Below are 23,443 nucleotides of genomic sequence, written 5' to 3'. Positions count from 1 at the left end.
GATAAAGGAAGCTACCTTCAATCAAATATGAAAGCTCTGTGCGAGTTGTTGGGGATTAACCAGAGGGTCTTGCCCTTTATTTGTTTCAGTTTAAAAGTATGGGACTTACGCAGTTGAATGAAAAACCAATAAATTTTAACTGAAACATCTGGAGACAGCTTTTAATCTCAGTGCTTTTCGAGTTTGATTTAGTTTCTCAAGTACGTAAGTCCTGTGTATTTTTGCCGGATTTGATCCGTAGCCCATCTTGTAATTTTACAAACTACTTATTATTTTTTTAATTACATCAGGTTCCATTAGTTTCATTAGTTACAGTTGCATTTTCAGGTACTGAATTATTTATGAGGTCGGTCAACTTAGAAAAATCCACAAAATCTGAAGGAGAAACAGGACCATTTGTTGAATTTAACGTATTATTCATGAGATTGATTACCTCAGAAATATTCTCAAGATCTGAAGGAGAAACAGAACTATTTGTTGAATTCCCTGTCGTATTCCCATCAGTTGCGTTTCCTCTAATTTCGTCCCAATCTATGTTTTCCCAATTCCGCTGCATATCCTCTGGTATATTCCATGCAGCAAGTGCATTCCCTGTTAATGCTGTGCAAATTAACATCCCTACAAATAGGGATAGTGCTTTTGTTCCTTTATATTTACTCATACTTTTTACCCCCGTATCAAATTTAGTTACTATAACTTAAGTTATAATTTTACATTTTTTTAGTCAAATAGTTCAGTCAGAAGCAAACCGAGTACGACGATATTATACCCAAATCTGACTATTAAATCCCAGAGATGACCTTAAAACCCCACACTTAATTATTAGAATTCAAGTAATATAATATATAAAGAAACATGGATTAGAAAGGAAAATTTTTATTAAATATATGAAACGCATCAATATAGAAAATCTATCAAATAATTGCACGAAAAATAAATTAGTCCGGACTTACGTACTTGAGAGACTAAATCATGAACGACAGATATTGATGAGCTAATCCCAAAACTCAAAATTTGCTTCTTTGGATCTCATATTTAAACTACATATCTAGCCTCGTTTATGAAACAATCCTGAATAATCCTGGATAATTAGATAAAACTGGGTTTTGGGATGAGCTCGATGTCAAAAACGTGATTTAGAGCTTATCCAAAAAGTGGTTGCCTGCTATAACTTTTACAATCTGCAATATACAAAACCGGAACGGATGCCCTAATCCTATAGACCTTACAAGTTTTACAACATGCAGTTATTGACTTTCCGGATAGGCTCTTAGACTGTTGAAGGTTTAATACATATGATTTTTCAGTTCAACCGTATTCCTATCATTTTCAATAGCAGTTTTCTACCCTCTGTCTTCATCGAAGAGGTCCTGTAAAGTGACTTTCCAGCACCCTTTTTACCACCTATCGTGAGTCCCATGTATTAAAATCAGTGCTTTGGATTATACTTGTCTATCAAGTCCAGATGGCAGTCCACATTAGGCTGAACGAGCCTCAAAGAATCAAGTTTGATCTTGCTGTTTCCGGAAAATTCCCGCCTTTCACGGAGTCTGCGCACGCACTATCCTGACTGTCTTCCTATTCTGCGATTAGTTCACAGTTTCATATTCAAACCCCATGGATCTTAAATCTGTGACAAACTACTTTGGAATATGACTACAAACGACATCCAGCCTGTTGAATTTTTCATTTTTCAGATGGGGGCTCAGAATTTTCTTTGAACTCAACCCGGATTCTTTAACATGATTTCTTCCATATTAATAGAAAAATCCCCTTTATTCATACCAGGTTTCAAAAATTCCATGATATCGAACTTACGGGGTTCTTTCTGTCGCTCCTCAATTGCCTCAAGCATTTCTTTTTTGATTGGATCAAGGACATCAAGCACGTCACTTTCCACAAGGAATATGTCAAAACCTGCTGCTTGAAAGGCGCCGGACGCTATCCCCGGAATTTCACTTGCAACCACTATTTTTGCATCACCAAGTTGCTTTATGGTATCCGCCACAGCCATGCGTACCGCAGCCATGCCTTTCGCGTTGCAAACTTTATTTTCAAAACGGCTCAGGACTTTCCATTTCCCCCGTCTTCCTCATATGTTGCAATGAATTCCGGTTCAAATATTGAACTGGTTTGTTGGTTATCGTTTTCCACAACTGCAATTTTCAAGACATGTCCTCCTTGCATGTTGAAATTCATGATAGGTTCAGGTATCATCAAAACAATTGATCGCCGTTGCAACGATCTGCTCTATTCGCCTACAATCCTGTGGAATTAATTCTGCAATCAAAGGAATATACGTTTGCGACAACGTGAACATACCCAGTTGCTTGGGGTGCGCCAGCACAACTTTGATTTTACTGTAATAATCTGGATGTAATCAGGCATGAGTACACCTCATCACATGCCGTGGCCAGATACCTGAAGAAGGTCTATGAAAAGACCTGTTAGGCGTGGCTTCCTTAAACCGCATACCATAAAACTGCATGTAAAAGTCATCAGCTTCCTCTTTCAGGTCGATTCCAAGTTTTCCGGGATGTAGCTTGTCTGTTATATATAAAAGGCCCAGTATCCAGCGGGGGTTTCCGAAATCCCACGCAGCCGGGACCGCATAAACCTGCCGTTTTTTTACAGCATCTGCATGTATTCCATATTTCTGGCACAGGTCATAGAACTCATTAAGGGGCCGCGAAAGGAAACTGGAAATGAAAATAGCTTCCGGATTGTGTTCATTGATAAATGCAGGAGATACATTCACTCCCGGTTTTCCTTTTTTTTGAAGCTGTTTATTGATACTAATGCCTCCGGAAAGCGTTACCAGGTTGTTTTCCATTCTCTCGGCGTTCAGGGCAAAGAGGGGAGAACCCATGCAATAATAAGCTTTACAACCGTTATCTTCTGCTGCAATATTCTGGACAATTTCAAGGCGATTGCGAATGAAAGAGACAAGTTTTCCTCCTTTCTTTGGTACGTTGGCTTTTTTAGCGATAAGTTCTATGAAATCCAGATAAGAATGTGGTTGCTGTGTCATTTTATGTATGTGCATTAGGGTTTTGGTGTCGGAAACTTCTCTCCAGACATCCATTAATTTATCATCCATCCAGAAATCCACCAACTTATCGTCTCGTATATCCAGGCACGTAAGCACCGCGTGGACCATACGGAAAGCCTGGACTACTCTGTGACCGTCCATAAAGCCTGTCTCACTGAAACTTTCATTGGCAGTTGTCCCTTTAACCGGAACGCTGTTGCCACAACCACACTTATAACTCACCTTTACGAACCTGGAGCCCATGAATTCCTGGAATTCCCTCTCTATTAAAGGGCTGCCACATTCGGAACAATACGTGCCCAACAATTCCGTACCCGGGGAATTGAAGAGGTAGACATAGTCCACATGCTTACGCAGGGCAGAACACAGTTTTTCCGCTTCTCCTATTGAAGGTTCAAGTTCCATCGGAGCATAACCGAAGGGAAGAAATCTCATGACCTGCAAGGGAATTGTGGGGGAGATCTCAGCCACTGCTTCTGCAACTTTTATCATCTCTTCCTCATTTCCCCTGGAATAAACTATTGAAGTTTCGACATGTACCCCCATGTCGAAGAGTTTTGAAAGGTTGCGGAAAACCGGGGCTGACGAAGGAACTCCGCAATTCATGTAGCTCCTGTCAGAGTATCCTTTAATTCCCACGTTCATGAAGTCTACAAGCTGCCCAAGCTCTTCTAAAGTCTCTCCTGTGAAATAACAATTGGTTGAACAGCCTGCAAGCAAACCCTGTTCTTTTGCCCTCACCGCAAGGTTCCTGAAGAGATAATAATTTGCAGCAGGCTCATTCATTGTGGAAACCACACCAAGGCAATTCTGCTGCAGGGCTTTTTCCACTATTTGAGAGGGATTGAGGGCCAGCTGGTTAAGGGGTTTGCTTGAAGCCAGCACCCTGGCCATGCAGCCGGGACATTGGAAATTGCAGCCCGTACTAAAAACCTGAAGGAATTTGCCTGAAGGATAATAATGAAGCAAAGGAACTGCTTCTATTGAAATTGGATATGCCCCAAGGTATCCCATCCCCGGACACTGGGCAATATTATCGCCTGTACACACATAAGCTCCACATCTGCCCATGCTACATCCTCCGATTTCGCACCTGACTTCACATATATTGCATTGCATTTTTTAGTCTCCGTTGCTTAACACTGTCCGGTTCCGCACTGGCCGGATTCCTCCTGAACCGCACGGCAGGGGATGGCTGTCTACCTTCAAGCTTTCTTAATGGCCTCAATTCTGTGTTCCAGGTCTTTTTTCCCAGAAACGCAATCTACCTGCCGTTTTTTTGGTTAATTCGTTATGTGTGCCTATACATAACCATGTGCATATGCTCGGATATGAGTAAAAATATTACACTTTTTGGGGAGGAAAGTTCTGTTTTCTTAAACATGGTGATGTACTGTTTGATATGTTTTTTTGACCTAAACAGCTGCATGTTCGCGATTTGTGGGTTTGAGCGTTATGTACTTAAACATAACGGTATCATCGGTCTCATAACTCCTCTGGCTTCTCAAATATGTTATTTTTTCTCTTCAGAGAATTCGTTATGTTTATATAAACATATCTGCATTTCTACCTTGAATTCAAATTTTGCAGTATTATTTTTTCAGTGGCAACGTCTATTGATGCTGTTTATTCCTCCCTGGCTTACTTTTTACCTCCCAGTCATTTTCTCTTTCTAATTTGTGGGTGTTTCTTATTTGTCAACAGATATCTATTTATATTATTAAATAGGAAATAGGAAACTGTATTCCGCAATATAAAGCTTAGTTATGTTTGATTAAACATAACACTTTGTGATCTGTATGTGGGAGGTGTATGACTGGAGTAGGTATACAGAAAAAGTATTTTCATTCTGTCGGATATGGCGATCAGTTGTTCCGAATACGATGTTCAAGGAAGTAGGTTATGAGTTTTGAGATTTGATTTGTAAATAAATATTGGAGGGTTGTAATTGACAAGAAAAATCGCTTTTTACGGGAAGGGTGGTATCGGAAAATCCACCACTCAACAAAATACTGCAGCGGCTATGGCATATTATCATGGCAAAAATGTTTTCATCCACGGGTGCGATCCCAAAGCAGACTGTACTCGTCTGGCACTCGGGGGTGTGCCTCAGACCACAATAATGGATACGCTCAGGGAACTGGGAGAAGAAGCCGTAACAACTGAAAACGTAATTAACACCGGTTTCAAAGGAATCAGATGTGTTGAATCCGGAGGTCCGGAGCCAGGCGTCGGTTGTGCTGGCAGGGGTGTTATCACTGCGATTAATCTTATGGAGGAACTGGGAGCCTATTCCGATGACCTGGATTTTGTTCACTTTGACGTGCTGGGGGACGTTGTCTGCGGCGGATTTGCAATGCCAATCAGGGAAGGAAAAGCCCAGGAGGTATACATAGTCGCTTCGGGAGAGATGATGGCGACTTATGCAGCAAATAATATCTGTAAGGGTCTACTGAAGTATGCCGAACAGAGCGGAGTGAGACTGGGAGGAATAATCTGCAACAGCCGTAAGGTCGATAATGAGCTGGAAATGATGGAGGAGTTTGTTTCCGCGCTAGGAACACAGCTGATACACTTTGTGCCACGCGATAACATTGTTCAAAAGGCGGAGTTTAATAAAAAGACAGTTGTGGAGTTCGACCCGGAATGCAACCAGGCAAAAGAATACGGAAAACTCGCCAAAAAAATTCTTGAGAATGAAATGTTCGTTATTCCTAAGCCATTAACCATGGATCAACTGGAAAAAATGGTGGCAAGATATGGTCTTATGGATTAATTTTTCCAGGGAAGGTCGAAAAAATAGTTACTCCATATAAATAGTTACTCCATATATTGTCTGGCCGAGAGAATAAAATAACTGACTACTGGCAGAAGCCGGGTATTATCACTTTAAAAACTTCTTATAGAAAGTAGAAGTTGGAAAAATACCTGACAGAAGTCATTATTCCTTAATAAATATTTTCCAAAAAATCTTTTATTCGCTGGATATACCGGAAAATTGCTTATTTGCCTTTAATATGCCAGTAGGACTAAGTCGCTAATATCTTTCTTACTCAACTAGAACAAATATGCATAGGGTGTTCTTTAATGGATCAGGTTCGTTATACTCAAAGAAACTGTACAGATAAGGAGAAAATAGAATCATTTCTTTTGCAGGAAAGAACCGGTGTACTGGGGATGGTAAACGGTATTTTCCCTTATGCTGTCCCGATGAACTATGTATGGCACAAAGGTTCTGTTTATTTACATGGAATGGGATCAGGCAAAAAGGAAGAGATTCTTTCCCGGAGTCAGCCTGTTTGTTTCACGATATATAAGGAGCATGGTACAGTGACCGACCCGGTTCCCTGCCATGCTGATACTGCATACATGAGCGTAATGATTTTCGGAAAGGCTGAAAAGGTGAGTGACCCGGAAGAAGCTGCTGAAGCCCTCTGGAAGCTGGTTAATAAATATATGCCAGGGTATTACAGCAACCCTTTAACCGGTACTTTTGTTGAGAAGTATCGGTCATCACTTGACGAAAATCCTGTTTCTGTTTATCGAATAACTCCACAGTGGATGACAGCCAAAGAAAACTTTGTAGAATCCAACAAACTATTTAACTTGGAAATGAAGTGATCATTTACCAGGTTATATGGATTGAAGACGCTTTGAAAAATGTTCTCAAAACGCCTTTTTACGGTACTAGCCTCAGCAATAGTCTGACAGTGAAATATATTATAGGTTTGCTGGAATTCACAGAGACTGCGTATTTATTATTCGGATGGTCATCTTATTCGGCCATCCATTCACAATTTCATATTTAAACTTCAAAACTGCTAATTCTTATCAAACCATTTTGAAATATGACTGAAAATTATATCCGGATTGTGAAACCCCTTATCTATTAAATAGGGAATGAAAATTTTCATGGAACTCAAATCAGGCTTATTTAACGGGATTTCCTCCAAGTTAAGGGAAAAATCTCCTTTATCCCACCAGGTTTCAAAAATTACATGTATCAAATTTAGGGGGTACTTCCTGCCTCATTTCAACGATCTCAAGCATCTCTTTTCTGATTGAATCAAGAATATCCAGCACTCAATTTTCTACAAGGAATGTGCTAAAGTTTGCTGCTTTTTAATAATTCAGAAAGTCATTTCATGGAACTTGCAACTATCATTCTTACAAATCAGGTTTCTTTATGGTATCCTCCACAGCTAGCTGTACAGCAGAAATACCTTCGCATTATAAACTTTGTTTTCAAAATGGCTCGGGGAACTTTACATTCTCCCTTGCCTTCTCATTATACTGCAATAAAACCAGATTCAAATAGTGGACTCGTTTTTTGGTTGTCGGCTTCCACAGCCGTAATTTTCGAGCCATTTCCTTCCTTCAGATTGAAAATTATAATATATTTAGAGAATTAAAACAGTTGTTTGCCTTCGAAACTATCTGCCCCTCACATAATTTCAAAGGGATTAATTTCTTATGTAAAGTGATGTTAATTTCAACAATTCCACATTTAAGCAACGTAGCAAAAAAACAGACAGCTATAAAAGCAGTGTAGATGCACCCCTGCATTTTTTGTTTCGCAAAGGAGCAAGAGAGCGAAAGATTATCTTTTGCAATCGGATGCATCATCACATTTGAGTTTATGTCTACTGTTAATTGATCCTACCAGAAATCAGTAACACTGTGAACTGGCAGACCCCAAAAAAATCTCAAGTGACTCTCACATGCTTGAGAGTTCAAAGGTTTTATTCAACGAATACTTACCATACATTCAGTATCCATTCCCTGTCTTTCTTATATTCCATATCGGCGAAGAGCGTGTTTGCCATCTGTTCAGCAAGCCATATAGCGCCTTCATATCCAACAACTGGATGGCGGTACATCCCTGCACGATCAAAAGTGGGAAAACCCACACGTACCATAGGGATGTTGTTGTCGATAGCAGTCCATCGACCCTTGGAATGCCCCATAATCAAATCAAGTTCAACTTCCTTATCCTTGATCCTCCTTTCAAGTTCCCACATATCTGCATTCATAATAATTTCCATATCGAAATCGACTTTTTCCTGCAATTCTTTGATGCGTGGATCATCCGGGTAAGTTTTGTTGTCATCTCCAAGAAGAAGAACCATAGGTTTCATCTCCATATCGAGGCAGAATTCGGCAAGACCAATGACAAGGTCTGGATTTCCGTATATAGCAACCTTCTTGTCTGCGAAAAACATGTGAGTAAGGTCAGTAATTGCATCGATTGCAATTCCTCTTTCGCGAACAAGTGATTCTGGAATTGGTTTTCCTGTCATTTTCTTCAAATTTTGCAGGAAAGTATCCGTATTACGGATTCCGATCGGAGTTGGTCCTATGATTGCAGGAACATCAAATTCGCTTTCAAGATATTTGGCGGCTTTTGCACCTTCATATCTGTTCAGTGCAATTGTTCCTATTGCATTTGCAGTTCCGGTCAGATCTTCTATCGTTGTACTGCCATGGGCAACTCCACTTTTATCCGGCATCAAAGGAGAATCAAAGCTTTCGATTTCGAAAAGGACTGTTGCATCGATGTCCATTGCTGACAAAAGATGCTTAAGTGCAGTAACATCTCCAGGATTGACCCATCCGGTGATCAGATTGATTTTTCCATTAGTTTTATCTTTTTTGGCAAATTCCTTTACTATGTCATGGACCGCCACATCATAGCCAGTTACCATACTTCCTTTAAAACTTGGAGTATGGATAGGAATAAGGTGTACCTCCCGATCTGCATATTTCTCTTTCAGAAGCTTTTTGTTTAGTTTCCGAATAAGACCGTCAATATCATCTCCAATAACTTCAGTCGAGCATGTCGTGATGATTGGTACAACCTTCACACGTGGGTACCTCGTCAAGAGCACATCTACAGCCTCTTCAACTCTATTGAGAGCTCCGAATACTGCACCGTCCTCATGTAGAGATGAGGATGCGATCTCGAAACTATCCTTGAAATGCTGTGCGAATAGCATACGGACGAACATTACGCATCCCTGCCCTCCATGAACGATTGCGATACAGTCCTTTATTCCTATACTGGCATACTGTGCTCCGCAAGGCTGGCATGTGAATATAGGGTTGATAATTCCCGGACGTTCTCGTTCTTTTAGTTCACAAGACATAATATTTCCTTTTCCTCAATAGAGCGGGTTAGTGAGTTCTTGATTAAGTGACCCGTTAATAGTTAAGTAGTCGATACGGTCTTTTAGTCCCTGCATAAGCAGCTTGATATCTTCTTTTTCCATCGTGCCCAGCCAGGGGTACGTCTTTTTGAAACCATTAGCCAGATACACAGCATCTACCCAATAGCATCTATCTGAAGGCGTGCTGAGATCAACAGGTTCGTCGCACAGTAATTGCATGGTTTTTGTAAGGATCTCTTCATTTTGTCTCTCTCTGTCCCAGGAACGTGAATGAAACTGCCACAGGCACCATTTCATAATAAAATCTACAAGCTGCTCTATTCTATCTTTCATAACGTCGTCCATTTATGACCTCACCTTCTTTCTATTATGCCGTACCAAGCTGTTGTGATTCAAGCTTTGGATACGTTTTTCCACGCAATCTTGTAACAATATCCCAGTCGCCGGTATACGGTCTCTCCTCAGATGGAGTTGTTCCGTCATCAACAATATTTACATCGGAAATCATTTGTCTGGTCAAGAATCCTTTATCAGTGGGAATCTCATCCTTACTTATGTCCATGCCAGAAAGCTGGTGAATTGGCGAATATATTGCATTGTAAAGATCCCTGGCAAGCCTGACCCATCCTTCATACCCTTTATATGGGCCATTGTGATATCCGTGAATATTGAGATACGGGATTCTCATCTTTTTGGAGACCTCTCCCGGACGGACACCTGTAAGGACACAATCGGGTTGTAACATCTCCATAGCTTCCAGCCCTTCAAGTTCATTGGGATCGTCAATTGCAAGTGCTCCTTCACTGCACCGAGCAACACCTTTTTCAAAGTCTCCCTGATGGCCGAATTTTGAATACACTGAGACAACCTTAACTCCCATTTCCTCTTCAATTACATGTGCCCAATGCCAGAGCTTAGAACCACCAGGCCAGAGACAGATCTTTTTTCCTTTCAGACGTTTGGCATACCAGTTGAGTTCCGGTCTCCATCTAGCGGTTTCTTCATCTATTATAGCCTGTGCTTCTTTTTCAAGTCCGAAAAACATGGCTACTTTCATTAATGATGCTGAGAGCGGTTCGAAACCAAAACCATCAATGTCAAGACGTGGAATTCCATATCTTTTTCTGAGTTCATTACAGATATATTCGGAAGAACGCGCACATTCAAGCACATTGAGGTGAGCACGATGCATACCTCTCAGGTCATCGTAGGTACAATTCCCAGTAAAGGTGGAGAGAACCTGAATTCCCATTCTCTGGAAAAAATCTAACATAATTTCCGCATCACCCTGGATATTATAGTCACCAACGTAATTGATAACATATTTACTTTTTATTTCAGGTTCATATGTTCCAACTTTTTGATCTATCCAGGCAATATTGATTTTGTGATGTCCTCCAGATTGGCTGGGTCCTCCAAAACCTGGAGCATTACAGACAAAAATGTCTACATCTGGCATTTCGGCCATCACTTTTTTAGCAACTGCAGCGATATCATCTCCAATAAGTGCCGAAGCGCAAGTTTGGTAGATGGTCATTCTTTTAATGTGGGGAAAAGCCTTGAAACAATCAATAATATTCTGTTTAAGCATTTTTTCAGCGCCGAATACGACGTGTTTTTCCTTCATATCAGTTGCAAAGGTATATTTAAGCTGAAAATTGTCGTTATCGCTGATGTAACGCTTAGTATGCCAGGTATCGTAGGTGCATCCAACTGGACCATGGCTCATATGAATGACGTCCTTCATGGGTGTGCCTATAACATGTTTTGCCCCACAGAAAGCGCATCCTCTTTCTGAAATCGTTCCGGGAATAGTGTTAAGGTATCCAAGGGGAAGACAGGACGTCAAATCTTCACCTGGACCTTTTATAACAGCATGCATCGCCCTTTCGGGAATACATTCGCTACATTCAAAAGTATGATATGGCATCGGTTTGTTTCTCCTTATTTTTTCTCCTTATTTTTATAGAAGGGCACTATCTCCCTGTTCGTCTGTCCTCACTCTAATGGCATCATCAACAGGACAGATGAAAATTCTCCCGTCGCCAATCTGAGCGGTTTGATTGACTTTAATGATTGCATCAACAACAGTATCGATATCTTCATCACGAATGATTAAGTACAGAAGACGTTTGGGAATAAATTCCATATATTTCATTCCAGCCAACAAGCCCTGATCCAAAAGACCGGGACGAATATCAATGTTGAGCTCTTCTGCAATACCTCGTTGCTTTCCTCGTCCAAACACTGAGACTACAGTTACACTTGGAATTCCGAGTTCCACAAGAGCTTCCTTTGTAGGTTCAACTTTTTTTGGACGAATTATCGCAATTATTTCTTTCAAAACGGCACCCCTTTCAAAGCCCTGAAACTCCGGTGCGTATCGTGTACGCGTCGTCAACAGGAGTTACAAAAATTTTACCATCCCCATAATTGCCTGTGTACGCTTTGTATTTAATAAGTTTAGCAACTTCTTCAACAGACTTATCTTCAACGACTAGCATTATTACTGTTTTAGGAAGTTCATCATAATGTATTGTTCCTACTGTAATCCCTTTTTGTTTCCCACGACCAAATACATCTATTTTTGTCAGTGAGAAAAAACCAGCCCCTTCAAGCCCTTCGATAACATCATCAGTGGCTTCGGGGCGTATTATAGCTTTGATCATTTTCACATTAATCCTCCTTTTTCCACTAAACTTCCAATATGGAACTTCATCCGACGGCAAAGCCTTGTATGCAGGCAATGAAGCATGTATGCGGAATGGAATTTTGCGCTGCAACATCCAATGTACTTAACTTCTCTTTATTTTTCATAACCTCCTTTGTAGCTATTAATAGAGTTATGTTTCATCAAACATAACAAATCTTTATATCAAAGGAAAACAGTTACCTATTTCCTATGTAATATTATATATAATTTTCTATTAACAAAAGAAATTTAGTCACTCTTTGTCGACAAAAACCCTCTGGAACAAATTATTGTTATGTAAAAGTAAACATAACAAATGATGCCCATGGATGGAAAGTTCAGAGTCGGAAATAGCCAGAATTCTTCAAAACCATTCCAAATATGCATTTGGATCGTTATCGGGGGAGTCTCTATTACTTCAAAAAGTTTCATAATAAAAAAATGTACTTTTTAATAACATCAATTGGCTGCTTCGCTATTTTGAGCGGACAACTTCAGTCACTTTCTAAATATGAGTAATACTTAAACACTTTTTGTTTAAGATATCGTACTCAGAATCGATTTTTATCCATGAATAGAATTGTTATATTTCAATTGGGCACCATTTGCTGCCTATATAAATCCAAGATTCTGTATTATTTCTATTGAAATAATTAGTTCTCACGATATCGTTTTTGAAATAAATCGATATATCCTAAAATCATAGTAAAATAGTTGATAATCGAATGCTATTGTTTTTTAGTCGCTAGATACACATGTACCTGCCTTTAATTCCTGCACAGGAGTTTAATCAGGTTCACATTAATCAAAAAATTGACCAAAATTAATTATGAAACTGTGAAATTTTGATGCGGAGGGTGAGATAATACATTGAATTGTCGTAATTAGGCATAGATGCTTCATCGCATACTGTGGCTAGATGCTGGAAGAAGACCCGTTAAACCCTGCTTCTTTGAATTTCCATACCTCACAAATGCCGTATAACTTATCTGCCTTTCATTTCTGCTGGCATGATGTGTTATGGACTAAGTTTTTGAATTTACATGTCTCCTCTTAATATACTAACTAATTTTCTTAAATAAGTACTTAGTTAATCTTTTTTACGTGAAAAACTTAAGATGCACTCGTTTTTCATGTTAGGTAGTTATGTTCAGTTGAACATAACATGGTAAGGTGATTAGTTTCACGAGATAAAAAACCAAAATTTATTGAAATAAAAGAGTTATGTTTACTTAAACATAACAATATGCAATATCACACTTTTTTGTACTGAAAGCTATGCACACTCACGATTTGGAAGTTAAGTGTTTGTGTAAAAAGCATATGGTACTATGTTTTCCTTATTATTCAATGATGCCTTATGTAATCGATAATTTGACCATTATCTTGTAATTTCTATATTATGCACAAACATAATTCAAACTCTTTCTTTAGGCATAAAACAATTATCGATAAATTATACATAAATGGATACTGATATCTTTTTTTAGTAATCGTTTTTCTAACTATACATATCGCAAATTTTTATTTCTGTCTCTTTCTCTAGTACTAGCAATAGATAGTTATTTATAGTTTCGTATAGGAAATAGGTTACTGTTTTCCTATATTATATAGCATTGTTATGTTTGAATAAACATAATACAGATTAAACTATTAACGGAGGCAGAAAATGGAGTAGGCATTTAGGGGAAATCTTGTTACTTTGGTTAGAAAATTGATTGATTATTCAGAGTATGTTACTCAAGGAAATGAATTGTGATTTTTTAGATGATGTTTTTTAAAAAGTGTTGGAAGAGTAAAAATGACCAGAAAAATTGCTTTTTACGGGAAAGGTGGTATCGGAAAGTCCACCACTCAACAAAATACTGCTGCAGCTATGTCATATTATCATGGCAAAAATGTTTTCATCCACGGTTGTGATCCCAAAGCAGACTGTACTCGTTTGGTACTCGGGGGTGTGCCTCAGACCACAATAATGGATACGCTCAGGGAACTGGGAGAAGAAGCCGTAACAACTGAAAACGTAATTAACACCGGTTTCAAAGGAATCAGATGTGTTGAATCCGGAGGTCCGGAGCCAGGCGTCGGTTGTGCTGGCAGGGGTGTTATCACTGCGATTAATCTTATGGAGGAACTGGGAGCCTATTCCGATGACCTGGATTTTGTTCACTTTGACGTGCTGGGAGACGTTGTCTGCGGTGGATTTGCAATGCCAATCAGGGAAGGAAAAGCTCAGGAGGTGTACATAGTCGCTTCGGGGGAGATGATGGCGACTTATGCAGCAAATAATATCTGTAAGGGTCTACTGAAGTATGCCGAACAGAGCGGAGTGAGACTGGGAGGAATCATCTGCAACAGCCGTAAGGTCGATAATGAGCTGGAAATGATGGAGGAGTTTGTTTCCGCGCTAGGAACACAGCTGATACACTTTGTGCCACGCGACAACATTGTTCAAAAGGCGGAGTTTAATAAAAAGACAGTTGTGGAGTTCGACCCGGAATGCAACCAGGCAAAAGAATACGGAAAACTCGCCAAAAAAATTCTTGAGAATGAAATGTTTGTGATCCCTAAACCGTTAAGTATGGATCAACTGGAAAAAATGGTGGCAAGATATGGTCTTATGGATTAACATGGAGGTGGGTTGACAAATGAAGATGATTCGTGCTATATTAAGGCCTGAGTGGACGGAAGAAGTAACCGATGGACTTGCAGAAGCTGGATATTATTCTCTTACAAAAATAAACGTTTTCGGTAGAGGAAAACAAAAAGGGATTACTGTCGGAGATATGCACTACGACGAACTCTCAAAATCCATGATTATGATGGCTGTGGAAGATGAAGCGGTTGACGAAGTAATAAAAATCATTTCAGGTAAAGCATATACAGGCAACATGGGAGATGGAAAAATCTTCGTGAGCCCGATTGACGATGCATACACGATTAGCTCGGGTGCAAAAGGATTATGAAAATAATTCTAAAAGCAGGAAATTTTGAAAACCGGGAGGTTTCCATATGAAAGAAGTTACTGCAATTGTCAGACCCAATAAAATGTCTACAACAAAAGATGCACTGGATAAAATCGGCTTTCCTGCTATGACAGCAATTCCGGTATTAGGGAAAGGCAAGCAAAGAGGCATCTCTGGGGAACTTAACTTTTACATACAGCCAAAGCTGCTTGCAAAAAGGTACAGTACAGGTATGAAATACATACCCAAAAGGCTTCTGAGCATAGTCGTAAATGACGAAGATGTGGATCTGGTGGTAAAAACCATTATCGAAGTCAACCAAACTGCCCAGATAGGGGATGGAAGGATTTTCGTTGAGCCGATTGATGATGTCATCAGGATCAGGACTGGCGAAAAAGGAGAACTATCTTTGAAATAAACAGATAAGGGAGTATAAGATGCCGTTAAAACTATTCTGTTGCGATGAATGCATACCTGAGCGCAAAAACCATGTTTACATCAAGGAAGAAGGGGAAGACACAACTGATTTTCTCCCATTGTCAAATATTGATACGATAGCAGGATCGTTGTCGGAAAGGGGTTGCAGCTATTGCGGAGCTAAACTCGTTATTGGTGGAGTAATTAAAGACTGCATTCAAATGATACACGGGCCGGTAGGGTGTGCATATGATACATGGCACACGAAGCGGTATCCCAGTGACAATGACAACTTTCAATTAAAATATATCTGGTCTTCGGATACGAAAGAAAAGCATATTGTGTTCGGCGCTGAAAAGCAGCTGAAAACAGCAATAAAGGAAGCTTTCCAGGAATTTCCGGAAATTAAGAGAATGTTTGTCTATACAACCTGCACAACCGCCCTCATCGGGGATGATCCCAAAGCTGTATGCCGCGAAGTTCAGGAAGAGCTTGGAGATGTCGATATATTCGTTGTCGAGTGTCCGGGCTTTGCCGGGGTCAGCCAGTCGAAAGGACATCATGAGCTAAATATTGGCTGGATGAGGGATAAAGTAGGCACGCTTGAGCCTGAAATCACAAGCGAATACACGATTAATGTTATTGGCGACTACAATATTCAGGGAGATACTTACGTCCTGCAAAAATATCTTGACAAAATGGGTATACAGGTTATCGCACACTTCACCGGGAATGTAACCTATGATCAACTGCGCTGCATGCATAGAGCAAAGCTGAATGTTGTCAACTGTGCTCGTTCTGCCGGATATATAGCTAACGAGCTCAAGAAAAAATATGATATCCCTAGAATGGATGTCGATACCTGGGGTTTTGAATACATTAAAGTAGCCTTGAGAAAGATCGGGGCTTTCTTTGGACTGGAAGATAAGGCTGAAGAGGTAATTGCAGAAGAAGTTGCAAAATACGAAGGAAAGCTTGACTGGTATAAGGAACGGCTCAAAGGAAAGCAGATATGTATCTGGACCGGAGGGCCAAGGCTCTGGCACTGGACAAAGGCTCTTGAAGATGATCTGGGTATGGAAGTTGTTGCCATGTCATCTAAATTTGGGCATCAGGAGGACTTTGAAAAAGTTATTGCCAGAGGCAGGATAGGGACTATCTATATTGATGATGGAAACGAGCTTGAATTCTTCGAGGTGCTCGATAATATCCATGCCGATCTGATTTTTACCGGTCCGAGGGTTGGAGACCTCGTCAAAAAACTGCACATCCCATACATTAACGGACATGCGTATCACAATGGTCCTTACATGGGTTTTGAAGGAGCAGTAAACATGGCGAGAGACATGTATAACGCGATATATTCCCCGATGTGGGGTTTAGCTGGAAAAGATCCCAGAGTGGTGGATCCCCCTATGTGGAGTTTAGCTGAAAAAGATTCTGGTGTGGTGCAGGAGTCATGAATGAAAAAATAGAGGAAGTTACGGCTCTCATCCAGGAAAAGTGTTTGTGGCAGTTCTTTTCAAGAAGCTGGGACAGAGAGGAAAACATTGAGGGTATTATGACAATGGCCGGCAAAATCCTCAACGGAGAAAAAGTAAATCTTGTAACTCCGGCAGATAAAGCATTTTATTCCGATGCAAAAAATCTGGCTGCAGATATACAAAATAAAATGCCCTGGATCTCCGAACTCGACAAATCAGGAATACTGGAGTTAGTTGAAGGCGTCAAAAAAAGATTGCTCCATATTACTGTAAAAAAGTCCCGGAACTGCGAACTGAACTTGACAAATTACTAACTAAATAAAAATACCAGCTGAATCAAAAGGGGGTTAAAGTGTGTCATGTGAATTGATGTTGAAGGAAAGAACAGGAATAATTAACCCTATGTACACCTGTCAGCCGGCAGGTGCCCAGTATGCAGGAATTGGCGTAAAAGATTGCATCCCGCTCGTACACGGCGGTCAGGGCTGCAGCATGTTTGTCAGATTGCTGTTCGCTCAACACTTTAAAGAAAATTTTGATATTGCTTCCTCTTCCCTGCATGAAAGTGCTGCCGTTTTCGGAGGTGCAGTAAGGGTTGAAGAAGCGGTTGAAACGCTTATTGCCAGGTATCCTCACCTGAGGATTATACCTATAATAACTACCTGCTCAACTGAAACGATTGGGGATGATATTGAAGGTATAATCCGGAAAGTAAATCAGAAAATCAAGGAAAATCATCCTGACAGAGATGTAAAGCTCATTGCCATTCACACCCCAAGTTACAGCGGCAGCATGGTGACGGGATATGATAATGCAATTAGTGCTATGATAAAAGCTCTTGCAAAAAAAGGTGACCCTTCCGAAAAGCTGAACATATTCACCGGCTGGGTCAATCCGGGGGATGTTTCCGAAATTAAACACATTCTATCTGAGATGCAGGTTGATGGAAACATACTCCTGGATACCGAGACCTTTGATTCTCCTATTATGCCGGATAAATCGGCATTCGCATATGGAAACACGACTATTGAGGATATAGCCGATTCTGCAAACGCTCTCGGATCGATTGCATTAAGCCGATATGAAGGAGCAAATGCTGCAACATTTTTAAAAGAGAAGTTCGATGTGCCTTCGATTATTACGCCGACTCCCATAGGCATAAACAATACCGATATCTTCCTTAAAAATATTAGTGAACTCACCGAAAAACCCATACCCGAATCCCTGGTTATCGAACGCGGCAAAGCGATAGATTCGATTGTAGATCTGGCTCACATGTTTTTTGCAAATAAAAAGGTAGCCATCTTTGGCAATCCGGATCTTGTATTCGGGCTTGCGCAGTTTTGCCTGGAATGTGAGCTTGAGCCGGTACTCTTGCTGTTAGGCGACGACAACTCTTCATATAAAAAAGACCTGAGGCTCAAAGAACTTGAGGAAAAGGCAAATTGTGATATGCAGATCATCTGGAACGCTGATTTGTGGGAACTGGAAAGCCGTATCAAAAACAAAACAATAGACGTTGATTTGATTTTAGGGCATTCAAAAGGCAGATACATTGCCATAGACCATAACATCCCTATGGTCAGGGTAGGCTTCCCGACATTTGACAGAGCAGGGTTGTGGAAGTATCCGGTAATCGGATACAAAGGAGCCGAATGGCTGGCTGAAACAATTGCAAACACGCTTTTTGCATCTATGGAAAGCAAGCATGACAGAGAATGGATAATTAACGTCTGGTAACCGAAAGGAGGCAAAAAATGGAGAATTATCTGGTGGTAGCAGCATTTGTTATAGTGGAATTGCGTGGGTATCCTGTTTAATGGCTTAAATTATAGCTAAAAACTCTTAACAATTTTTATTTTTTTTGGTTGTACTCAATCGTGTGAAAGGAATGAGGAGAATATGGCTGGAATTGCTAACGAAAGTATAGTGTTTTTTGGAAATTTAAGCGAGCTTTATCAACTGGCAAAAGAAGGGAAAATCGATACGAAATTACAGGGCAGCCATACCCGACCCTGTAAATTCTGGACTGCAATGAAAATACTGAGTGGGATTAAAAATGCTGTCGTGATCGCTCACGGCCCCAGCGGCTGCGCATTCGGAGTAAAGCAGACCTATAAGCTAACAAATTGCAGAAACAGCGGTTCGCCTTATGAAGCTGTCATTACCACAAATATTGATGAGAAAGCTGTTGTGTACGGGGGCGAAAGGGAACTGAGGGGCTCCATACTGGAGGTCGACAGCAAGTATAAGCCGGACATAATTTTTGTAGCGACAAGCTGCGCTACCGGAATAATAGGAGACTACGTGGATGCGATAGTGAATAGAGTCCGGCCTAAAATTAACGCCAAAATCATGGCCGTTCACTGCGAAGGCTTTGCGGGAGAGTACAGAAGCGGATTCGACCTGGTTTTCAGGCAAATAGTTCGGCTTATGGATAAACCTGATTCGGAGAACAGAGCAGCGCTTGCCGGTTCGGTCAATATCGTCGGGGGGAAGATGGGTCCCGAGAGGACGGAAATTGATACTGATGTTAAAGAATTGCGGCGATTAATTGAAGGCATGGGTGCAAATATAAATGCCATCATAGCAGGCAACTGTTCGCTGGAGGAGATACAGCGGGCTCCCGGTGTGGCTGTAAACTGTACTTTATGCCTGGACCTGGGGTATGCTATAGGAAGAGAAATGCTTGATCAATTTGATACCCCTCTGAATTCGACGATTCTTCCTTATGGTATCAGTGCAACGGAAAGATGGCTGAGGGAAGCGGCTAAACATTTACACATGGAAGCTGAGGCTGAAGCCCTGATCAAAAGAGAATATGAAGCAATACGTGTCGAATTTGAAGAGGCGAAAAAACATCTTGCCGGCAAGCTGGCAATTGTTGAAGGGCATGACGCGATAAAGGCTCTGTCAATTGCTCATATGCTCGAACGTGATTTCGATATGCGTGTGGTCATATACAATTTCCATCCCTGGAGCACGGAAGCAAGAGAAACAAGTATCGATTACCTTCTGGAGACCGGGCTTGACCCTGAAATACTGATAACAAAGGGTACGCTTGCTTTCGGAAAATATGAGGCAATGCTCCAGACTGAAAATGAGCTGCTTGAATATCTGGGAGATATGAGCCCGGAAAGAACCGTATACTTCGGATCATCAATGAGCTTCCCGAATATTCCGGTAGTCGACTTAAACGCCATATTGAACCGTCCGAGATTCGGTTACAGGGGGGCCTTAAAGGTGGCAAAATGTATTTGCACTGCTCTTGAGTATTCCTTCAGACCACGCAGCTGGGTAACAAAAAGAATGGTGTTTCCTGAAAAATCAGGGCTCTCTTCGGCTCAGTCGCTTACCCCAAAGCTCGCTCAGGAGCTGCCGGATTGCACAATCTATGCAGGGAAGGAGAGGGGCAAATGTATGATGAGCTGAAATTCGAGAATTGCAGCCACAGCAAGGACCCGATGGTCGGTTGTGCTCTTGAGGGTGCTGCCGGCATACTGGCCGGTATTAAGGATATCAGCATTGTCATACATTCTCCTCAAGGTTGTTCTTCAACGGTTGCAGCGGCTTATGATACCCACGAAATTGACTTTACAAAGCGAAAGGTTGCATGCACCCGGCTTTTTGAAACGGATATAGTTATGGGCGCTTCGGATAAGCTGAAGGAATTGATCAGGGAAGTTGATTCGAAATTTAAAACCCGGGCGATCTTCGTAATTGGCACATGTGCAGCTGATATTATCGGTGAGGACCTTGAGGGCTTATGCAGAAATCTCCAGCCGCGGATCAATGCGAGGCTTATCCCCCTGATGGCAGGAGGGTTTCGAGGAGACAGCTATGCCGGGATTGACCTGGGGCTGAGGGCTTTATTCCCTTTCATCAAAAAGCAGAGTGAAAAAATTCCAAACACTGTGAACTTAATAGCCCCTCAGGCAAACCTGAATCCTACATGGTGGGCTGATTTGAAGTGGATGCGTGAAGTCCTTGAAAAGATCGGTATTCGAGTGCTGTCTGTGCTGCCTCATGAAACTTCGCTGGAGGAACTGGAGAATGCGGGGCTGGCATCGGCAAACATACTTCTCAGTCATGATGCAGGGTACGAATTCGGATTAAAAATGCAGGAGGTTCATGGGATCCCTCTTATACTTTCGGATATCCCTCTCCCTGTCGGGCTGAAAAATACCGCAGGATGGCTCCGTGCGCTGGGCAAGTATTTCGGCGTTGAAGAAGAGGTCGGGACGATAATAACAGAAGGAGAAGATACAACTATCGACGTGCTGAGACGCAGGGGACTGATGATGATTCAACGGTACCGCAACTGCAGAGTAGCCGTTTCAGCCGATGCAACCCTGGGAATAGGCTTGATCAGGATGCTGTTCGAAGAGCTGGAAATGATTCCGGAGCTGTTGCTTTTCAGGTCTTCTATGCCTGACTCTCAGTTGTTGCTGGAAAATGAACTTAAAGCTATGGGGATTTCTCCCAAGGTTGTTTTTTCAGCGGACGGGTATCAGGTAAAGCAATCTTTAACGGACAGTAATGTTGATGCCGTATTTGGTTCCTCCTGGGAATATTACATGGCTGAAGAACTGGGGATAAAGTTTGCATTTGACGTTTTCAACCCGACAAATAGAGTGAATTATCTGAATAAATCATATTTCGGATATGAAGGTATGCTGAACTTTTTAGAAAATGTTGCGAACGATTGGGAAAGAGCGCTGCGTTCGAAGCAGATTAACTGGGAAGAATATCTGTAATTCTGAGAAATTGAGGTGACAACGTGGATTGTGCATGCACAGCTTTAAAAAAGAGTGTACGGATGCATGGAGCCTTGCTGGCAAATACCGCAGGTTTTCTGGGGGAAGGTGTGGGGTTGTTGAATAAAGAAGAAGTGCTTACCGAAGGTTATTCAAGAGAACTTGCAGACAATACGCTTGTGCGGGATAAGCAAAAAAAAGAGGTTGAAAATAGGGACAATGGGATATTCAAGGTAGCGGTCACTTCCAGAGGAGGAAAGCTTGTTGACCAGCATTTCGGGAAAGCAACTACTTTTATGATTTTTGCGATTGAAGGTCAGGATTGCAAATTTCTTGAGACGCGTTCAACAAAGAAATACTGCAATGGAGGCCGCGGAGTCGATGTGGAACCCCTTGAGAAAAACGAAACAATAAAGTCGATTTCGGATTGTGATGCCGTGCTTACCATGAAAATCGGGTCAGGAGCGCAAAAAAAGCTTCAAGAATACGGGATTGATTGCGTTGAATATTGTTATACTATAGAGTGTGGATTAAAGTATTTGCAGATGGTGGGGAAACAGAGAAACAGGTATAAAATTTAACCGAGTTATACGGCAAACCGAATTATACGGCATTATTTCAGAATTTCGATAGTTTTCCTCGATTCCGGAATTTAATAAATCGTCAACCGTTATTTTCCTCTTGATGCAAAGTTTTTTGGAAGCATTTTCCTTCTGATAGCCGGGGGTATAGCCGGACGAATCCTTACAATGAATATTTCCTGGAAATTAGTGCTGAATTCTAAGAATAAAAAGAGGTACCTGAATGAACAAAAAAATAATAACTATTCTCTTCATCGCACTCTTATCGGTATTATTTTTCACTGGCTGTATGGAAGAAAAAATCAGCTCGCAGGAACACGGGAGCACAAAAGGCGTATCCGCTTCAAACGATGAAAACGCGGAGAATAGGACTGTTACTGATTCGTTAGGTCGACAAGTTCAGGTTCCTTTAAAGGTAGAAAGGGTTGCGGATACCTGGATGGGACATAATGAAGTGCTTGCCATGCTAGGAGCTGACGACAGGATTATTGCAACAATGTTCAGCCCCAAAACAAGACCATGGGCGTATAAAGTTTGTCCGGCCTATTATAACGCTGTAACACTCAGCCCAACATATGATGTGGAAGCTTTGCTTGCCACCAGGCCGGATGTTGTTTTCATGCCAAGCAGAGATAAAAATATAGAGAAAGTATCCAATCTTGGAGTTCCTGTTGTGGAGGTAAGTTTCACAGATTTTGATTCTATGAAAAAATGTTTTTCAGATACTGCGAATGTATTGGGAGACGAAGAAGCTTTGGAGCGTTCACAGAAATATAATGCATATCTGGATAGCAAATTAGAATCTGTAAAAAATATCTCATCCAAAATACCTTACGAAGAAAGACCAAAAGTTCTCCATCTCGTATCACTATCACCTTTGTGTGTAGATGGCGGTGGAAATATTATAAGCGATTGGATTGAGGCCGCAGGAGGGGTTAATGCAGCCGAAGAGGTAAAAGGGGGCATCATGCAGGAAGTTTCAATGGAACAAATATTAAAGTGGAACCCGGATGTGGTTATTCTCAGTGTGAACGCCAAATCCCGGGAGAAAGAACAAATTATGAACAGTGATCAATGGAAAAAAGTTAAAGCAGTTCAGGATAACAGGGTGTTTCTAAATCCGGAAGGAGCATTTATCTGGAGCCGGGCCGGAGCAGAAGAAGCGCTCCAGATTCAATGGGCTGCAAAAACCATCAATCCGGATAAGTTTCAGTTCATTGACATAAATAATGAAACAAAGTGGTTCTACAAAACTTTCTTTGAGTATGAACTTACGGATGGGGAAGTTCAAAAAATTCTGAATGCAGAGGCTCCAAATTAATATCTG

General features: G+C 41.1%; 20 protein-coding genes and 1 pseudogene. 12 read left to right on the top strand and 9 right to left on the bottom strand.

Annotated features, from left to right (window positions below; translation table 11 throughout):
- Positions 1-286: 286 nt before the first annotated feature.
- From ACSAZL_RS14805 to ACSAZL_RS14795, 3 genes and pseudogenes are all read right to left on the bottom strand, one after another.
- The gene (locus ACSAZL_RS14805; protein WP_440945391.1) at positions 287-661 is read right to left on the bottom strand and encodes a hypothetical protein; all 375 of its coding nucleotides are present in this window, start codon (positions 659-661) and stop codon (positions 287-289) included.
- Positions 662-1,640: 979 nt separating this feature from the next.
- A pseudogene (gene anfO / locus ACSAZL_RS14800) lies at positions 1,641-2,029 on the bottom strand (Fe-only nitrogenase accessory protein AnfO).
- Between the two features lie 351 nt (positions 2,030-2,380).
- Complete coding sequence (locus ACSAZL_RS14795; protein WP_440945390.1) at positions 2,381-4,171, bottom strand: radical SAM protein; 1,791 nt, start codon at positions 4,169-4,171, stop codon at positions 2,381-2,383.
- 829 nt (positions 4,172-5,000) lie between these two features.
- Here ACSAZL_RS14795 and nifH (ACSAZL_RS14790) point away from each other — a divergent pair.
- A complete protein-coding gene (nifH, locus tag ACSAZL_RS14790) occupies positions 5,001-5,828 on the top strand; it encodes a nitrogenase iron protein (RefSeq protein ID WP_440945389.1) in 828 nt (275 codons plus the stop codon).
- 401 nt (positions 5,829-6,229) lie between these two features.
- On the top strand, positions 6,230-6,673 hold the full coding sequence (locus ACSAZL_RS14785; protein ID WP_440945388.1) for a pyridoxamine 5'-phosphate oxidase family protein: 444 nt from the start codon (positions 6,230-6,232) through the stop codon (positions 6,671-6,673).
- A gap of 200 nt (positions 6,674-6,873) precedes the next feature.
- Here the strand turns inward: ACSAZL_RS14785 and ACSAZL_RS14780 are convergent, their stop codons facing one another.
- The 6 genes from ACSAZL_RS14780 to ACSAZL_RS14755 form a co-directional block, all read right to left on the bottom strand.
- Positions 6,874-6,975 carry a hypothetical protein gene (locus ACSAZL_RS14780; RefSeq protein WP_440948867.1) on the bottom strand — a complete coding sequence of 34 codons (102 nt, stop codon included), beginning with the start codon at positions 6,973-6,975 and terminating at the stop codon, positions 6,874-6,876.
- A gap of 834 nt (positions 6,976-7,809) precedes the next feature.
- Positions 7,810-9,198 carry a Fe-only nitrogenase subunit beta gene (gene anfK, locus ACSAZL_RS14775; protein WP_440945387.1) on the bottom strand — a complete coding sequence of 463 codons (1,389 nt, stop codon included), beginning with the start codon at positions 9,196-9,198 and terminating at the stop codon, positions 7,810-7,812.
- Between the two features lie 15 nt (positions 9,199-9,213).
- Positions 9,214-9,564, bottom strand: coding sequence for a Fe-only nitrogenase subunit delta (gene anfG / locus ACSAZL_RS14770; RefSeq protein ID WP_440945386.1), 351 nt, complete (start codon positions 9,562-9,564; stop codon positions 9,214-9,216).
- A gap of 22 nt (positions 9,565-9,586) precedes the next feature.
- The gene (gene anfD, locus ACSAZL_RS14765; RefSeq protein WP_440945385.1) at positions 9,587-11,149 is read right to left on the bottom strand and encodes a nitrogenase iron-iron protein, alpha chain; all 1,563 of its coding nucleotides are present in this window, start codon (positions 11,147-11,149) and stop codon (positions 9,587-9,589) included.
- A gap of 33 nt (positions 11,150-11,182) precedes the next feature.
- Positions 11,183-11,563: a P-II family nitrogen regulator gene (locus ACSAZL_RS14760; protein WP_440945384.1), complete on the bottom strand. Its 381-nt coding sequence runs from the start codon at positions 11,561-11,563 to the stop codon at positions 11,183-11,185.
- Positions 11,564-11,576: 13 nt separating this feature from the next.
- On the bottom strand, positions 11,577-11,894 hold the full coding sequence (locus ACSAZL_RS14755; RefSeq protein ID WP_440948866.1) for a P-II family nitrogen regulator: 318 nt from the start codon (positions 11,892-11,894) through the stop codon (positions 11,577-11,579).
- A gap of 1,818 nt (positions 11,895-13,712) precedes the next feature.
- On the opposite strand from ACSAZL_RS14755, the gene nifH (ACSAZL_RS14750) reads away from it, so the two are divergent.
- The 10 genes from nifH (ACSAZL_RS14750) (at position 13,713) to ACSAZL_RS14705 (ending at position 23,437) form a co-directional block, all read left to right on the top strand.
- Positions 13,713-14,540: a nitrogenase iron protein gene (gene nifH, locus ACSAZL_RS14750; protein ID WP_440945383.1), complete on the top strand. Its 828-nt coding sequence runs from the start codon at positions 13,713-13,715 to the stop codon at positions 14,538-14,540.
- Between the two features lie 19 nt (positions 14,541-14,559).
- Complete coding sequence (locus ACSAZL_RS14745) at positions 14,560-14,877, top strand: P-II family nitrogen regulator (protein ID WP_440945382.1); 318 nt, start codon at positions 14,560-14,562, stop codon at positions 14,875-14,877.
- Positions 14,878-14,923: 46 nt separating this feature from the next.
- The gene (locus tag ACSAZL_RS14740) at positions 14,924-15,295 is read left to right on the top strand and encodes a P-II family nitrogen regulator (RefSeq protein WP_440945381.1); all 372 of its coding nucleotides are present in this window, start codon (positions 14,924-14,926) and stop codon (positions 15,293-15,295) included.
- Between the two features lie 19 nt (positions 15,296-15,314).
- Positions 15,315-16,757 (top strand): nitrogenase vanadium-iron protein, alpha chain, encoded by a 1,443-nt coding sequence (vnfD, locus tag ACSAZL_RS14735; RefSeq protein WP_440945380.1) that lies wholly within the window; start codon positions 15,315-15,317, stop codon positions 16,755-16,757.
- Entirely contained in the window at positions 16,754-17,092 is a 339-nt protein-coding gene (gene vnfG, locus ACSAZL_RS14730; RefSeq protein ID WP_440945379.1) for a V-containing nitrogenase subunit delta, read from the top strand. The genes vnfD and vnfG overlap by 4 nt, the downstream gene beginning before the upstream one ends.
- A 40-nt stretch (positions 17,093-17,132) precedes the next feature.
- A complete protein-coding gene (gene vnfK, locus ACSAZL_RS14725) occupies positions 17,133-18,518 on the top strand; it encodes a V-containing nitrogenase subunit beta (RefSeq protein WP_440945378.1) in 1,386 nt (461 codons plus the stop codon).
- Positions 18,519-18,680: 162 nt separating this feature from the next.
- Complete coding sequence (locus tag ACSAZL_RS14720; RefSeq protein ID WP_440945377.1) at positions 18,681-20,210, top strand: nitrogenase component 1; 1,530 nt, start codon at positions 18,681-18,683, stop codon at positions 20,208-20,210.
- Positions 20,195-21,535 carry a nitrogenase component 1 gene (locus ACSAZL_RS14715; RefSeq protein ID WP_440945376.1) on the top strand — a complete coding sequence of 447 codons (1,341 nt, stop codon included), beginning with the start codon at positions 20,195-20,197 and terminating at the stop codon, positions 21,533-21,535. The genes ACSAZL_RS14720 and ACSAZL_RS14715 overlap by 16 nt, the downstream gene beginning before the upstream one ends.
- A 23-nt stretch (positions 21,536-21,558) precedes the next feature.
- Positions 21,559-22,116 carry a NifB/NifX family molybdenum-iron cluster-binding protein gene (locus ACSAZL_RS14710; RefSeq protein ID WP_440945375.1) on the top strand — a complete coding sequence of 186 codons (558 nt, stop codon included), beginning with the start codon at positions 21,559-21,561 and terminating at the stop codon, positions 22,114-22,116.
- A gap of 223 nt (positions 22,117-22,339) precedes the next feature.
- A complete protein-coding gene (locus ACSAZL_RS14705) occupies positions 22,340-23,437 on the top strand; it encodes an ABC transporter substrate-binding protein (protein WP_440945374.1) in 1,098 nt (365 codons plus the stop codon).
- The last annotated feature ends 6 nt before the right edge of the window (positions 23,438-23,443 follow it).

Source organism: Methanosarcina mangrovi (genome assembly GCF_052057765.1).
Taxonomy (GTDB): Archaea; Halobacteriota; Methanosarcinia; order Methanosarcinales; family Methanosarcinaceae; genus Methanosarcina.
Note: the sequence above shows the minus strand (reverse complement) of the source record. Positions and strands in the feature narration are given on the sequence as shown.